Raw genomic sequence first — 14,442 nt, 5'->3', positions numbered from 1 at the left:
TTCATTCCTCCAGCTTGATGATGCGGCGCAGGTCGGCAGCGATGCCCGCGGCCGTGTGCGGGGTCGGGAATACCGCGGCAACCCGCGCCTGCGGATCGACCAGGAACAGCGAAGCGGTGTGGTCGACGGTGTAACTGTCCTCGCCGGCCGGCGAGTAGGCGTAGGCGGCGCCGAACACGCGCGTGATCTCGGGCAGGTACTGCGCCTCGACTTGAATCCCCTGGAATTCCGGGTGGAAGAAGGGCACGTACTCGCCCAGCCGTTCGGGGGTGTCGCGGCCCGGGTCGACCGAGATCATCACCACTGCGGGGCGCTGTTCCGGCGGGAGGTCCTCGAGCAATCCGCGCGTCCCGGCGAGGACCTGCAGCGTGGCCGGGCAGATGTCGGGGCAATGCGTAAAGCCGAAGAACACGATGGTCCAGCGGTCACGCCATTGTTCCGGGCCGAAGGGGCGCCCGGCCTGGTCGGTGGCGGGCACCGCGGGCACCGGGCGCGGGGTGGTCAGCACGCGCGCCTGCTCGGGCAGTTCGGGCGCGCCCAGGCGCGCGGCGAACCAGGCGCCGGCGACGCCGGCCGCGACGGCCAGCACGATGGCGGCGGCGATAAAAGTGTTCCTGGACATGCGCGGCATTATCTCACAGCCCGATCTCGCAGCCCGGTCCGGAGACCGCGTCGCGGCGACGCTCGGTTATGATGGCGAGCGCCGCCGTCGCCGGTCTGACACAGGGAGCGCCCGTGAGTTCCAGCAACAAGCCGTACCAGGGCCTGAAGACCATCGTGGATTTCGTCCGCTGGGGCGCCAGCCGCTTCGCCGCGGCGGGACTGCACTACGGCCACGGCACCGACAACCCGGTGGACGAGGCGCTGGTGCTGGTGCGTCACGTGCTCCACCTCGGTCACGACCTGCCGCGCGAGCTCTACGGTGCGCGCCTGGCCAAGGCCGAGCGGGCCGCAGTCGCGGCCCTGCTGCAGCGACGCATCGACGAGCGCCTGCCCGCGCCGTACCTGACCGGCGAGGCCTGGTTCGCCGGCCTGCCGTTTCATGTCGACGCCTCGGTGCTGATCCCGCGCTCGCCTTTCGCCGAGCTGGCGCAGCAGGCGTTCCAGCCCTGGGTGCGCGAAGACGGCGTGAGCCGCGTGCTGGATCTCTGCACCGGCAGCGGCTGCATCGCCGCGGCCTGCGCGCTGGCTTTCCCGGAGGCCGAGGTGGACGCCGTCGAGCTGTCCCCCGCGGCTGCCGTGCTGGCGCGGCGCAACGTGGCGCGCCACGGCCTGGAGGAGCGCGTCCGGGTGCTCGAGGGCGACTTGTGGGCGCCGGTCGCGGGGCGGCGCTACGAGCTGATCGTCAGCAATCCGCCCTACGTGGGCGACGCCGAGATGGCTGCCTTGCCGCCGGAATACCGCCACGAGCCGGACATGGCCCTGCGCGCCGCGGAAGACGGCCTGGCGATCGTGCGCCGCATCCTCGCGGGCGCGAGCGAGCACCTCACCGAGGAGGGCGTGCTGGTGGTCGAGGTCGGCAATTCCGCGGCCGCGGTGATGGAGGCCTGGCCGGACCTGCCGTTCACCTGGCTGGAATTCGAGCGCGGCGGCAGCGGCGTGTTCCTGCTCACCGCGGAGGAGTTGGGCTGATGTCGGGTAATACGTTCGGACGCAGCTTTACGGTCACGACCTTCGGCGAGAGCCACGGCCCCGGGCTGGGCTGCATCATCGACGGCTGCCCGCCGGGGCTGGAGCTGGACGAGGAGGACATCCAGCGCGACGTGGAGCGCCGTCGCAGCGGCAAGTCGCGCCACGTCAGCCAGCGGCGCGAGCCCGACCGGGTGCGCATCATGTCCGGCATCTTCGAGGGCCGCACCACCGGCGCCCCCATCGGGCTGATCGTGGAGAACCAGGACGCGAAGTCGAAGGATTACACCAAGATCGCTGAATTGTTCCGGCCCGGCCACGCCGATTACACCTGGGCCCGCAAGTACGGCTTCCGCGACCATCGCGGCGGCGGCCGTTCCAGCGCGCGCGAGACCGTGATGCGCGTGGCGGCGGGCGCGGTGGCGCGCAAGTATCTCGCCACGCGGCTCGGCATCGACATCCGCGGCTGGCTGGCGCAGCTCGGCCCCATCCGCATGGAGCCGATCGATCTCGACACCGTGGACGACAACCCTTTCTTCTGCCCGGACCCGGCGCGCGTGCCCGAGCTCGAGGCCTACATGGACCGGCTACGCAAGTCGGGCGACTCCATCGGCGCCCGCGTCAACGTCGTCGCCACCGGCGTGCCGCCCGGCCTCGGCGAGCCGGTGTTCGACAAGCTCGACGCCGACATCGCCCACGCCATGATGGGCATCAATGCCGTGAAGGCGGTGGAGATCGGCGACGGTTTCGCAGTGGTGGAGCAGAAGGGCACCGAGCACCGTGACGAGATGACGCCGGAAGGGTTCCTCTCCAACCACGCCGGCGGCACCCTGGGCGGCATCTCGTCGGGCCAGGCCATCCGCGTCAGCATCGCACTGAAGCCGACCTCCAGCCTGCGCCTGCCCGGGCGCACCGTGAACGTGCGCGGCGAACCGGCGGAGGTCATCACCACCGGCCGCCACGACCCCTGCGTGGGCGTGCGCGCCACGCCGATTGCAGAGGCCATGCTCGCCCTGGTCCTCATCGATCACCTGCTCAGGGACCGCGGCCAGAACGCGGGCGTGGTTCCAGGTGCGCCGCTGATCCCGGATGCCCCGGGCTGAGCCCGGCGGTCCCCGCGCGGCAGGGTCGCCCGTCGGACTGTACCCGCGGCTGTCGGCGTTTTACCTGTGCTATTTCGGCGCCATCGGCGTGCTGGTGCCGTTCTTTTCCTTCTACCTGCAGCACGAGGGCTTCGGCGCCATCGCCATCGGCCAGCTGATGGCCATTCCCATGGCGATGCGCATCCTGGCGCCCGGCTTCTGGGGCTGGGCGGCGGACCATACCGGGCGGCGCGACCTGACGCTGCGTGCGGGCGCGCTGCTGGCGACCGGCGGCGCCGCGCTCCTCTGGGGCGCCTCGGGTTACGCCGCAGTGGCGCTGGGACTGGCGGCTTTTGCCCTGCCGTGGAGCGGCCTGTTGCCGCAGTTCGAGGCCACCACGCTCAGCCATCTCGGCACGCGACCGCAGCGCTACGGGCTGGTCCGGCTTTGGGGCTCGGTCGGTTTCATCGTCGCCGTGGTGCTCGGCGGGCTGGCGTTTTCCGGGGCAGGCGTGGCGCGGGTGCCGCTGGTCCTGGTGGCGGTGGTCGCCGTCACGGCGCTCGCCGTCTGGGTGGTGCCGCCGGCGCCGGCCGCGCCGGCGGAGCATGCGCCGCAGCGGCTCGGCGCGGCGTTGCGCCGCCCGTGGGTGCTCGCGCTGTTGCTGGTGTGCATCCTGCAGCAGGCCGCTTTCGGGCCCTACTACGTCTTCTTCACCATCTACCTGGATCGCCTCGGCTACAGCACCGGCGCCGCCGGCCTGTTGTGGGCCTGGGGCGTGGCCGCCGAGGTGCTGATGTTCATCTTCGCGCCGCGCCTCATCGAGCGTTACGGCTCGCGGCTGCTGCTGGTGGGGGCGCTTGCGGTGAGCGCGTTGCGCTGGCTGCTGACAGCCTGGGGTGCGGCCTGGCTGCCCGTGCTGGTGCTGGCGCAGACGCTGCACATGGCGGCCTTCGGTCTGTTTCATGCCGTCGCCGTGCTGCTGGTGCACCGGGCTTTCCCCGGCAGGCTGCAAGGCAGGGGGCAGGCGTTGTACAGTGCGCTTGGTTTCGGGGTCGGTGGCGCGCTGGGCAGCCTGGCGAGCGGTTACGCCTGGGCGGCCGGCGGCCCGGCGCTGACGTGGACGGGCGCCGCCGTGCTTGCCGGCATTGCCGCGGCGGTGGCGTGGCGCGGGCTGGCGCGCAACGAGGAGGCCGCGGGACCCATCGAGGCCGGTGGCGCAACGGGCAAGTGACGACAGGCAGGACGGCAACATACATGAGTGGCAAGCAGGGATTTTCCGTGGCGGTGGTCGGCGCCACCGGCCTGGTGGGCGAGGCGATGCTGGCTTGCCTGGCGGAGCGCAAGTTCCCGGTGCGTGAGCTGCACCTGCTGGCCAGCGAGCGCTCGGCCGGCACGCGCGTCGCTTTCGGCGGCAAGTCGCACCTGGTCAAGGAACTCGCGGCCTTCGACTTCAAGGGCGTGGACGTGGCGTTGTTCTCGGCCGGCGGCTCGGTGTCGCGTGAGCATGCGCCGCGCGCGGCCGCGGCCGGCGCCATGGTGATCGACAACACCTCGTGCTTCCGCTACGACGACGACGTGCCGCTGGTGGTGCCCGAGGTGAACCCCGGCGCGCTCGACGGCGCCCGGGCGCGCAACATCATCGCCAACCCCAACTGTTCCACCATCCAGATGGTGGTGGCGCTCAAGCCCATCTACGACGCGGTCGGTATCACGCGGATCAACGTCGCCACCTACCAGTCGGTTTCGGGCGCCGGCCGCAGCATGGTCGAGGAACTGGCGCGCCAGACGGCGGAACTCATGAACGGCCGGCCGCTCGGCAAGATGCTGACGCCGCGCCAGCTGGCCTTCAACGCCCTGCCGCAGATCGACGTGTTCGAGGACAACGGCTACACGCGCGAAGAAATGAAGATGTGCTGGGAGACCCGCAAGATCTTCGCCGACCCGGGCATCGGCGTGAACGCGACCGCGGTCCGCATCCCGGTGTTCTTCGGTCACTCCGAGGCGGTACACTTGGAAACCGTGGACAAGATCACGGCGACGCAGGCGCGAAGCCTGTTACGAAAGGCTCCAGGCGTCACGGTGGTGGACCGGCGCCAGCCGGGCGGCTACCCGACGGCGGCCACGGACGCGAGCGGTGCCGACCCGGTGTTCGTGGGGCGGATCCGGGAAGACATATCGCACCCGAGGGGATTGAGCCTGTGGATCGTAGCCGACAACATTCGCAAGGGCGCGGCCCTGAACAGCGTCCAGATCGCTGAAACTTTTGTAAAAAAATACTTGTGAGTCTATATTCGGCTCATTATGTGAAATGCCATCCGTCGACAGCGCGTACCGGCCGGGCTAGGGTCGGTGCGTGCCTGCGCAAGGTCGCAGCCAGGGAGTGATAATGTCGCGCAAGCTGATCTTTCTTGGGGTGCTTTCCCTCGTACTCGCACCAGGTGCGGCCCTCTCGCTCGGCCTCGGCGAGATCCGTCTCAACTCTTATCTCAACCAGCCGCTGGATGCCGAGATCAGCCTCAGTATCTCGTCCCCGGAGGAGCGTGAGTCGCTGCGCGTCGCCATGGCGTCGCCCGAGGCTTTCGCGCGCTACGGCCTGGCGCGACCTGCGTATTTCGACGACATCCAGTTCGACGTGCGCGCCAGCGGTCCGAGCGCCGCGACCATCGTCGTCAGTACCTCGCGGCCCGTGGTGGAGCCCTTCCTGACCTTCCTCGTGGAGGCCAGCTGGAACGGCGGCCAGATCCTGCGCGAGTACACCGTGCTGCTCGACCCGCCGGTGTTCCTGCCGGCCCCGGAGCCGCAGGCTGCGCCGGCCCCGGCAGTCGAGGCGCCGCGCCCGGCCCCGGAAGCCGTGTCCCGGCCTGCGCCGGAGCCGCCGCCCGTGGCCGCGCCCGCCCCGGTCGCCCGCGACTACGATTACGACACGCAGTACGGCCCGGTGCAGCGCAACGAGACGCTGTGGGGCATCGCGCAGCGCGTGCGGCCTGACGCCTCGTTCACCACCAACCAGGTGATGGTGGCGTTGTTCGAGGCCAACCCCGAAGCCTTCGACGGCAACATCAATCGACTGCGCGCCGGCGCCATCCTGCGCGTGCCGAGCCGCGATCGCATGGCAGCGACCACGACCACCCAGGCGAATGCCGAGGTGCGGCGCCAGAACCAGGCCTGGAGCACGGCGGCCGCCGCGCCGGCGCCGGAGCGCCGTCTCGAGCTGGCGCCCCCCACTGAGACCGCGCCGGAACCGGCGCCGGGTCCGGCCGAGACGCCGGCGGCGACAGCCCCGACCGGCCTGCCTGCCGCGGCCCCGGGCTCGACCACGGACCCGGTGCTGGAAGCAGTGGATGCCTTGCGTGGCGAGCTGGCGGAAACCCGCCGCCTGATGGAACTGAAGGACGCCGAGATTGCGGCGTTGCAGGCGCGCCTGGCCGAACTCGAATCAGGTGCCGCCGTGGACGGGGCGGCCGCGCCCGCCGCGGCAGGTGAGGCCGGTGAGGCCACGACCGAGCCCGAGGCGCCGGGCGCCACCCCCGCTGAGACCCCTGCAGCGGAGCCCGCCGCACCTGCGGTGACGCCGCCAGCCCCGGTACAGCAGCCCCCTTCGTTTGGCGAGCGCATCCTCGGCTGGCTGGGGAGCCTCTGGCTGTGGCTGGTTCTTGCCGTCGTGCTGGTCGTCGGCGCCATCGCCATTTTCCTGCGCAAGCGCCAGGAGGAAGAGCGCAGCATCGAGGAGGAGCTGGCCGAGACCGGCACCTGGGGTGCGCTCGAGCCGACCGGCAGCCAGCTCGCAGCGGGTGGCGCCGCAGCAGCCGTCGCGGCGCCGAAGGTCACGCCGCGCAAGCCGGTGAAGGAAGCCGAGATCGAGGTGGAGGAATCTGCCCGCGAGTCGCGGCCCGAGCCGCGCCGCGCTGAGACCGAACAGCCGCAACGCAAGGCGGCGGCCACGCCCGAGACCGGCGAGGACTACCAGTATCCCTTCGAGGACACGATCGCCAGCGAGACGGGCATCAACCTCGACCAGTCCGACCCGCTGGCCGAGGCGGACTTCCACATGGCTTACGGTCTCTACGACCAGGCCGCCGAGATCATGAAGAAGGCCATCGCGCACGAGCCCGATCGCTATGACCTCAGGCGCAAGCTGGTGGACATCTGCTTCGTCTGGGGCAACGCGAAGGAGTTCCTCTCCCAGGCGAAATCCATCCGCGAGACGGGCGGTGCTGAGGCCGAGGCGGACTGGTCGAAGATCGCCATCATGGGCAGGCAGATCTGCCCCGGGGAGGCGCTCTTCGAGGGCGGCGCGGACGTCGCGGTCGACATCGATCTCGGCGCCGAGGGGGCCGAGGAAGTCGATACCGCGGCCTCGGGCAGCTGGCTGGACTTCGACGTCGGCACGCCCGAGGCCGATCAGAGCGGCGCGTATGAGCCGGTCGTGCCCGCGCCGGAGGACACGCAGGAACAGCGCGCGCTCTCCCCGGCCAAGGTCGAGCAGACGGCTGAGCTGGACCTGGACGAACTCGGCATCGACCTCGACATCGGCGAGTCGGGCGAATACGCCCTGAAGGACCTCGCCGAGCGCGCCCCCGAGTTTCCGGAGGAGGCAGGCGAAGAAGAACCCTTCCTGGAGCCGCCCGAGGCCGAGGAAGACGACGGCGGCACCATGATGATGGATGCTTCCCTGCTGCCGCGCGGCAGCGAAGACCCGACCCAGCGCGGCGAGGGCTTCGAGCTGGACTCCGACGAGCCGACGTTGTCCGGTGAGGCCGGCTTCGAGGTCGAGGAGGGCGAGGGCACAGTGGTCGAGCCTGGCCCGCGGTTGCCCGAGGAAGACGAGCCCACGGTCCTGGGCCTCGAGTCCGAGCTGGAGGAAGAGGAGTCGGATCGGACGCTGGTGCGCAAGGTGGACAGCCGCGACGACGAGACCATAGAGCAAGCGATGGAGGACGAGGATCTCGATCTCGACGACCTGACCCAGGTGCTCGAGGCCGAAGTCGGCGCGGAGCGGGAGGTGCCGGACGAGGGCGATGCCACCAAGGTGGCTGTCGGGTTCTCCGGTGCGAGCGAAGACGAAGACGAAACGTCCGCGCCTGCCGGTGACGCCGGCGTGTTGGAGGAGATGGACGAGGTCGGCACGAAGCTGGACCTCGCCCGCGCCTACATCGACATGGGCGATCCCGACGGGGCGCGCAGCATCCTCGAGGAAGTCGCCGCCGAGGGTGACGAGACGCAGCAGCAGGAAGCTCGCGAGCTTCTCGACAGCCTCGGCTGAGCCATGCGTCCCGCGCCCGGCGTGGCAGCGCCGGATGAGGCCCCGACCGGGCTTCATCCGGCGTTTCGCATCCTGCTGCTGCTGGTGCTTGCCGCCATGCTGTTTCGTTATTCGCTTGCCGCGCTGGGGCTCGCTCTCGGGGTGGTGCTGTTGGCGGCCGCAGCCCATGGGCGTGACACCCTCGTCGGCATCTTCAGGGCCCTGCGCCGCATTCGCTGGTTGCTGCTCTCCATCGTGGTGATCTACCTGTGGGTGGCGCCCGAGCCGGGTCCTGCCGCCCGCAGCGCCTGGTGGCCGACATGGAGTGAACTGGACATCGCGCTGCGCCGCAGCGGCGTGCTGGTCGTGCTGGTGGCCGCTGTGGAACTGCTGCGCCGTCGTACCGGCACCGCCTGCATGGCCGCCGGGCTGGTCATGCTGCTGCGTCCGCTCGGATGGCTGGGCCTCGACGTCGAGGTGTTTGCGCGACGGCTCGCGCTGACCCTCGAGGCCGTCCCTCTCACGGCCGAGCGGGTGGCGGGTGCGGCGACGGGCCGGCGCCCCGGCCTGGCCGGATGGGGCGATGCCGCCGCGGCCCTGGTACGGGACGTCGAGGCGGCGGCCATGATGCCGCCGGACACGGCGCGACTGCCGGCGCTGGCCGGCCCCGGTGCGCGCGACTGGTTGCTGCTGGCGGCCGGGGTGACGGCGTGCCTGGCGGGAGGACAGCTGTGAACGATCCGGCCGCGGGTTGCCGGCGGGTCGTCGTGGGGGTGGAGTACGACGGTTGCGGGCTGCTGGGCTGGCAGTCGCAGAAGGACGGTCCCAGCGTGCAGGATGCGCTGCAGGTCGCCTTGTCGCGCGTGGCGGACGAGGCGGTGGCCGTGACGGGCGCCGGGCGCACCGATGCGGGGGTGCACGCCACCGGCCAGGTAGCGCATTTCGACACGCGAGCGGAACGCCCGATGCGTGCCTGGGTGCTGGGGGCGAACACCGCGCTGCCGCCTGGCATTGCACTGCGCTGGGCGCAGCCGGCGCCGGAGGGCTTTCATGCGCGCTTCTCAGCCGTGGCGCGCAGCTACAGCTACCTGGTGCTGAACCGCGAGACGCGCCCTGCCCTGTGGCGCGACCGTGCCTGGTGGGTGCATCGGCCGCTGGATGCCGCACGGATGCATCGCGCCGGCCAGGCGCTGCTCGGCGAACACGACTTCTCCGCGTTCCGCGCCGCGGAGTGCCAGTCGCGCACGCCGATGCGCCGCCTCACGGCGCTGGCCGTGCAACGCATGGGCGACTTCATTCGCGTGGACGTCACGGCGAACGCCTTCCTGCACCACATGGTGCGCAACATCGTCGGCACCTTGGCGGCGGTGGGCCGGGGCGATGCCCCGGAAGCATGGGTGGCCGAGGTGCTGGCGGGACGCGACCGCTGCCAGGGCGGCGCCACGGCGCCCGCTGCAGGGCTCTACATGGTGGCGGTGGACTACGGCGCGCTGCTGCCGCAGCCGGCGGCGGAACGCCCCGGACCGCTGGCATGAGCGGATTCGTTTATCATCGGGAGCCAGGCAGGAAAGGGTGCAGCATCGCGTATGCTGCGCGAAAGGGGGCTCGTCCCCGGGGGAAGGCATGAACTGGTTCGACAAGCTGATGCCGTCGCGGATCAAGACCCAGGGCGGGACCCAGGGCCGCAGCCGTTCCGTGCCGGAGGGCTTGTGGACCAAGTGCCCGGCCTGCGACGCGGTGCTCTACCGGCCCGAGGTCGAGCGCAGCCTGCACGTCTGCCCGAAATGCGACCACCACATGCGCATCGGCGGGCGCACCCGCCTCAAGTTTTTCCTCGACCCCGGCTCGGGGCGCGAACTCGGCCAGTCGCTGCAGCCGGAAGATCCGCTGAAGTTCCGCGACAGCAAGCGCTACCGTGATCGCCTCACGCAGGCGCAGAAGGCGACCGAGGAGCAGGACGCGCTGGTGGCCATGACCGGGACGCTGATGGGGCTCAGGCTGGCGGCCTGCGCCTTCGAGTTCCGCTTCATGGGCGGCTCCATGGGGTCGGTGGTCGGCGAGCGCTTCCGGCGTGCCGCGGATGCCGCGGTGGATGAGCGCATGCCGCTGGTGTGCTTCTCAGCCAGCGGCGGCGCGCGCATGCAGGAAGGTCTGTACTCCCTGTTGCAGATGAGCAAGACCGCGGCGGCGCTGCGCCGGCTGTCGAACGCGGGCCAGCCCTATGTCTCGGTCATGACCGACCCGACCACGGGCGGCGTGTCCGCCAGCCTCGCGATGCTGGGCGACGTCAATATCGCCGAGCCGCGGGCGCTGATCGGCTTTGCCGGCCCGCGCGTGATCCAGCAGACCGTCGGCGAGACGCTGCCGGAAGGCTTCCAGCGCAGCGAGTTCCTGCTCGAGCACGGCGCCCTTGACATGATCGTGGACCGGCGCGAGCTGCGCCCCACCATCGCGCGGCTGCTGTCCATGCTCACGGGGCGCGCGCTGGAAGCGACGGAATAGGCTGCGCTTGTCCCGCCGCACGCTCGCCGCATGGCTGGCCTGGCAGGAGCGCCTGCATCCCGCGGAAATCGAGCTGGGGCTGGAGCGTATCCACGCCGTCCTCGAGCGCATGGGCCTGCTGCGCCCGTGCGAGCGCGTGTTCACCGTCGGCGGCACCAACGGCAAGGGCAGCTGCGTGGCGACACTGGAAGCGCTCAGCCTGGAGGCGGGCCGATGCACCGGCGCGTACACCTCGCCGCACCTGTTGCGCTACAACGAACGCGTGCGCATCGACGGCGTGGAGGTGGATGACGAGGCGCTGGTGAGCGCCTTCGAGGCCGTCGATGCTGCCCGCGGCGCAATCTCGCTGACTTACTTCGAATTCGGCACCGCGGCTGCGCTGGAGATATTCCGCCGGCGTGGCGTGCACACGGCCGTGCTCGAGGTGGGCCTGGGCGGACGCCTCGATGCCGTGAACGCGGTTGAGCCGGACGCCGCCATCGTCACCTCGGTCGGGCTCGATCACACGGAATGGCTCGGCCCGGATCGCGAGAGCATCGGCCGCGAGAAGGGCGGGATTTTCCGGCCCGGCAAGCCGGCCGTCATCGGCGACCGCGCGCCGCCGGCATCGCTGCTGGCGGCCGCCGGCCCAGGCGCGCTGCGGCTCGGCGTGGATTTCGACTGGGTCGAGAGTCCGGCGGGCTGGTGCTGGCAGGATGGCGCGCGCATGTTGCCCGGGTTGCCGGGCGCGACGCTGCCGGCGTCCGCATTGAAAGACAACGCTGCCTGCGCCATCGCCGCCTTCCTGGCGCTGGAGACGGCGGCGCTGTCCCCCGCTGCCGCGGCGCGGGCGCTGCGGCGCATCCGCCTGGCGGGCCGCATGCAGCGCATCCCCGGCGAGGTCGAGTGGTGGCTCGACGTGGCACACAACCCGGATGCCGCGCGGGTGCTGGCGCAGGCGCTCGCGGCCGCGCCGGCGCGCGGCCGGACCTGGTGCGTGCTCGGCATGCTGGAGGACAAGGATGCGCATGCCGTGGCGGACGCGCTCAGCAACGCGGTGGACGGCTGGTTCATCGCCGCCCTCGAACCCCCGCGCGGGCTTGCGGCGGAGGCGCTGGAGACGCGCATCGCCGGCGCCTTGCGCAGCCCCGCGACCCGCGCGGCATCGGTTGCGGAGGCCTGCGCGGCGGCGGCGGCGGCGGCCCGCCCGGGCGACCGCGTGGTGGTATGCGGGTCTTTCCACACCGTGGGCCCGGCCATGGAGTGGCTTGGGTTATACTGCGCACCCCATACACGATAGCGCCGGCCGCGTCACGAACCTGGCTATATGAAACGGCAGTTGAAGGAGCGCATCGTCGGCGCCACGGTCATCGTGGCGCTCGGCATCATCGTCATTCCCTGGTTGCTCGATGGCCCGGCGCAATCGCCGCGCGCGGTCGAGCAGAAGCTCGAGCTGCCGCGCAGCGACGGGGCCACGCGCAGCTACAGCATTCCGCTGGACCCGGCTGCGGGCCGGCCGGTGCAGATCGGCGGCAGCGAGGCCGAGGCGCCAGGGGCAGAGGGCCCGGAGCCGGCTGCCCCGGCGGGCGTAATCCAACGGCCGGCACTGTCAGAGCCGCAACAGCCGGCCACCCGCCCGGACCGGTCCGATGCGCAGCCGAGCCAGCCGCCGCCGCGTCCCTCTCCGCAACCCGCACCGCAATCCGAGCCACGATCCCAGCCGACGCCGCAGGCGCCGGCGGAGGACAGCTGGACCGTGCAGGTCGGAAGTTTCTCCCAGGCCGCCAACGCCGAGAACCTGCGCGAGCGCCTCGCCGGGCAGGGCTTCGACGCTTTTGTGTCGCGCGTGGCAACCGACGCCGGTACCATGCACCGGGTGAGAGTCGGCCCGGTGCCCGAGCGGGCGGCAGCTGAGCAACTGATGACGCGGCTGCGCGCCGCGGGCCACACCGGAGCGCGCGTCGTCCGCGCGCAAGATTAAGAGGGGCGGGTCGCGCATGGTCATCGTCGACTACATCCTGCTCGGTGCTTTCTTGGTTTCCATGGGCATCGGCTTTTTCCGCGGCTTCTTCAAGGAGGCCCTGTCGCTGATCACCTGGGTGCTCGCGCTGTGGGTGGCCTGGCGCTTCTCCGGCATCCTGGACCCGCTGCTCGCCAGCGTGAGCTCGCCGGCGCTGAAGCTCTGGGCCGCGCGCGTCATCCTGTTCGTCGGCGTGATGCTGGCGGGCGCCCTGTTTTCCAAGCTCGTCGGGATGCTGATCCAGAGCAGCGGCCTCACCAGCACGGACCGGGTGCTGGGCATGGTCTTCGGCGCCGGGCGCGGCGTGCTGGTGGTCGGCCTGCTGGTGATCGTGTTGCAGTTGCTGGAGATGGATCGCGAGGCCTGGTGGCAGGAGTCGCTCATCGTGCCGCGCACGACCGAGTTGACGGACTGGTTGCGGGAGTACCTGGATGCCGGGCTGGACGAGCTCGGCGAAATACTGGCGGAGTGACGGACTGATGTGCGGAATCGTTGGAATCGTGGGCGCCGGCGCGGTCAACCAGTTGCTCTACGACGCGCTTACGGTGTTGCAACATCGCGGCCAGGACGCAGCGGGCATCGTCACCGCGGACGAGCGCATCCATATCCGCAAGAACAACGGCCTGGTGCGCGACGTGTTCCAGCGCCGCCACATGATCAAGCTGAGCGGCCCGCTGGGCATCGGCCACTGCCGTTACCCGACCGCGGGCACCTCGAGCCGCGACGAGGCCCAGCCGTTCTACACCAACTCGCCCTACGGCATCTGCCTGGCGCACAACGGCAATCTGACCAACGCCGACGAACTCGCCGAGCTGGTCATCCGCGAAGACCACCGCTACCTCAACACCACTTCCGATTCCGAGGTGCTGCTGAACGTCTTCGCCCACGAGCTCGAGCAGCTGGATGGCGAGGTTCCGCAGCCCGACCAGGTGTTCCGTGCGGCCGAGGGGATCTACCGGCGTTGCCGCGGTGGTTACGCGATCGTGGCCCTGATCATGAACACCGGCATCGTCGGGCTGCGTGATCCCTGCGGTATCCGGCCGCTGGTGATCGGTTACCGGGACATCGACGGCAAGCGCGAGCACATGCTGGCGTCGGAAAGCGTGGCGCTGGACATCGCCGGCTTTGATCTCCTGCGCGACGTGCAACCGGGAGAGGCGGTGTTCATCGACGTCAGCGGCGCGCTGCACACGCGCCAGTGCGTGCCGGCCGAGCGGCACAGCCCCTGTATCTTCGAATACGTCTACTTTGCCCGGCCCGACTCGATCATCGACAACATCTCCGTGTACAAGTCGCGGCTGCGCATGGGCGAGGCGCTGGCGGACCGCATCCTCAAGCTGCGCCCGGAGCATGACATCGACGTGGTCATCCCGGTGCCCGACACCAGCCGCACCTGCGCCCTGCCGCTGGCGCACCGCCTCGGCGTGAAGTATCGCGAGGGCTTCATCAAGAACCGTTACATCGGTCGCACCTTCATCATGCCGGGGCAGACGCTGCGCGAGAAGTCGGTGCGCCGCAAGCTCAACGCTATCGACCTGGAGTTCCGCAAGAAAAACGTGCTCATCGTCGATGACTCCATCGTGCGCGGCACGACGTCGCGCCAGATCATCGAGATGGCGCGGGAGGCCGGTGCACGCAAGGTGTATTTCGCTTCCGCGTCACCGCCGGTGCGTTACCCGAATGTCTACGGCATCGACATGCCTGCGGCCTCGGAGCTGATCGCGCACGGCCGCAGCGAAAAAGAGGTCGAGAAGCTGATCGGCGCCGACTGGCTCATCTACCAGACGCTGGACGACCTGGTGCGCGCCGTGCAGCACGACAATGCCAACATCCGCGAGTTCGATACGTCCTGCTTCTCCGGGGATTACGTCACCGGCGACATCACGGCCGAGTACCTGCGCCGCATCGAGGCGGCGCGCGCCGACGAGGTCAAGGTGAAGCGCGACGGCCGCCATGCCGGCGCCCCCGTGGCCGTGGAAGTGCTCTGA

At 70.5% G+C, this 14,442-nt stretch carries 13 protein-coding genes; 12 read left to right on the top strand and 1 reads right to left on the bottom strand.

The features are described 5' to 3' along the window. Window position 1: 1 nt before the first annotated feature. Window positions 2-622, bottom strand: coding sequence for an SCO family protein (locus G8346_RS11210; RefSeq protein WP_166051230.1), 621 nt, complete (start codon window positions 620-622; stop codon window positions 2-4). A 113-nt stretch (window positions 623-735) separates the two neighbouring features. On the opposite strand from G8346_RS11210, the gene prmB reads away from it, so the two are divergent. From prmB to purF, 12 genes are all read left to right on the top strand, one after another. Next, a complete protein-coding gene (gene prmB, locus G8346_RS11205) occupies window positions 736-1,632 on the top strand; it encodes a 50S ribosomal protein L3 N(5)-glutamine methyltransferase (protein ID WP_370520609.1) in 897 nt (298 codons plus the stop codon). Further along, window positions 1,632-2,732 (top strand): chorismate synthase, encoded by a 1,101-nt coding sequence (gene aroC / locus G8346_RS11200; protein WP_166051228.1) that lies wholly within the window; start codon window positions 1,632-1,634, stop codon window positions 2,730-2,732. Before prmB ends, aroC begins: the two co-directional genes overlap by 1 nt. Then, entirely contained in the window at window positions 2,719-3,942 is a 1,224-nt protein-coding gene (locus G8346_RS11195; protein WP_166051226.1) for an MFS transporter, read from the top strand. The genes aroC and G8346_RS11195 overlap by 14 nt, the downstream gene beginning before the upstream one ends. A gap of 23 nt (window positions 3,943-3,965) precedes the next feature. Then, on the top strand, window positions 3,966-4,994 hold the full coding sequence (locus G8346_RS11190; RefSeq protein WP_166051224.1) for an aspartate-semialdehyde dehydrogenase: 1,029 nt from the start codon (window positions 3,966-3,968) through the stop codon (window positions 4,992-4,994). 103 nt (window positions 4,995-5,097) lie between these two features. Beyond that, window positions 5,098-7,974, top strand: coding sequence for a FimV/HubP family polar landmark protein (locus tag G8346_RS11185; protein WP_166051222.1), 2,877 nt, complete (start codon window positions 5,098-5,100; stop codon window positions 7,972-7,974). 3 nt (window positions 7,975-7,977) lie between these two features. Then, window positions 7,978-8,688, top strand: coding sequence for a hypothetical protein (locus G8346_RS14845; RefSeq protein WP_240901436.1), 711 nt, complete (start codon window positions 7,978-7,980; stop codon window positions 8,686-8,688). Window positions 8,689-8,720: 32 nt separating this feature from the next. Next, on the top strand, window positions 8,721-9,488 hold the full coding sequence (gene truA / locus G8346_RS11180) for a tRNA pseudouridine(38-40) synthase TruA (RefSeq protein ID WP_370520644.1): 768 nt from the start codon (window positions 8,721-8,723) through the stop codon (window positions 9,486-9,488). 88 nt (window positions 9,489-9,576) lie between these two features. Beyond that, complete coding sequence (gene accD, locus G8346_RS11175; RefSeq protein ID WP_166051218.1) at window positions 9,577-10,455, top strand: acetyl-CoA carboxylase, carboxyltransferase subunit beta; 879 nt, start codon at window positions 9,577-9,579, stop codon at window positions 10,453-10,455. Window positions 10,456-10,462: 7 nt separating this feature from the next. Next, a complete protein-coding gene (gene folC / locus G8346_RS11170; RefSeq protein WP_206202704.1) occupies window positions 10,463-11,734 on the top strand; it encodes a bifunctional tetrahydrofolate synthase/dihydrofolate synthase in 1,272 nt (423 codons plus the stop codon). A gap of 27 nt (window positions 11,735-11,761) precedes the next feature. Further along, a complete protein-coding gene (locus tag G8346_RS11165) occupies window positions 11,762-12,415 on the top strand; it encodes an SPOR domain-containing protein (protein WP_166051216.1) in 654 nt (217 codons plus the stop codon). A gap of 16 nt (window positions 12,416-12,431) precedes the next feature. Next, window positions 12,432-12,926, top strand: coding sequence for a CvpA family protein (locus G8346_RS11160; protein ID WP_166051214.1), 495 nt, complete (start codon window positions 12,432-12,434; stop codon window positions 12,924-12,926). A gap of 7 nt (window positions 12,927-12,933) precedes the next feature. Continuing rightward, window positions 12,934-14,442, top strand: a complete 1,509-nt coding sequence (purF, locus tag G8346_RS11155) for an amidophosphoribosyltransferase (protein WP_166051213.1) — start codon at window positions 12,934-12,936, stop codon at window positions 14,440-14,442.

Source organism: Thioalkalivibrio sp. XN279 (assembly GCF_011089885.1).
In the GTDB taxonomy this organism is placed as follows: Bacteria; Pseudomonadota; Gammaproteobacteria; order Steroidobacterales; family XN24; genus XN24.
The sequence above is the reverse complement of the archived record's forward strand: the minus strand, read 5'-3'. Positions and strand labels throughout refer to the sequence as shown.

Excerpts from the sequence above, each read along its gene's own strand:
- G8346_RS11210 (WP_166051230.1), bottom strand. The coding sequence starts at position 622 with ATGTCCAGGAACACTTTTATCGCCGCCGCCATCGTGCTGGCCGTCGCG.
- aroC (WP_166051228.1), top strand. The coding sequence starts at position 1,632 with ATGTCGGGTAATACGTTCGGACGCAGCTTTACGGTCACGACCTTCGGC.
- G8346_RS11195 (WP_166051226.1), top strand. The coding sequence starts at position 2,719 with ATGCCCCGGGCTGAGCCCGGCGGTCCCCGCGCGGCAGGGTCGCCCGTC.
- G8346_RS11190 (WP_166051224.1), top strand. The coding sequence starts at position 3,966 with ATGAGTGGCAAGCAGGGATTTTCCGTGGCGGTGGTCGGCGCCACCGGC.
- G8346_RS11185 (WP_166051222.1), top strand. The coding sequence starts at position 5,098 with ATGTCGCGCAAGCTGATCTTTCTTGGGGTGCTTTCCCTCGTACTCGCA.
- G8346_RS14845 (WP_240901436.1), top strand. The coding sequence starts at position 7,978 with ATGCGTCCCGCGCCCGGCGTGGCAGCGCCGGATGAGGCCCCGACCGGG.
- accD (WP_166051218.1), top strand. The coding sequence starts at position 9,577 with ATGAACTGGTTCGACAAGCTGATGCCGTCGCGGATCAAGACCCAGGGC.
- G8346_RS11165 (WP_166051216.1), top strand. The coding sequence starts at position 11,762 with ATGAAACGGCAGTTGAAGGAGCGCATCGTCGGCGCCACGGTCATCGTG.
- G8346_RS11160 (WP_166051214.1), top strand. The coding sequence starts at position 12,432 with ATGGTCATCGTCGACTACATCCTGCTCGGTGCTTTCTTGGTTTCCATG.
- purF (WP_166051213.1), top strand. The coding sequence starts at position 12,934 with ATGTGCGGAATCGTTGGAATCGTGGGCGCCGGCGCGGTCAACCAGTTG.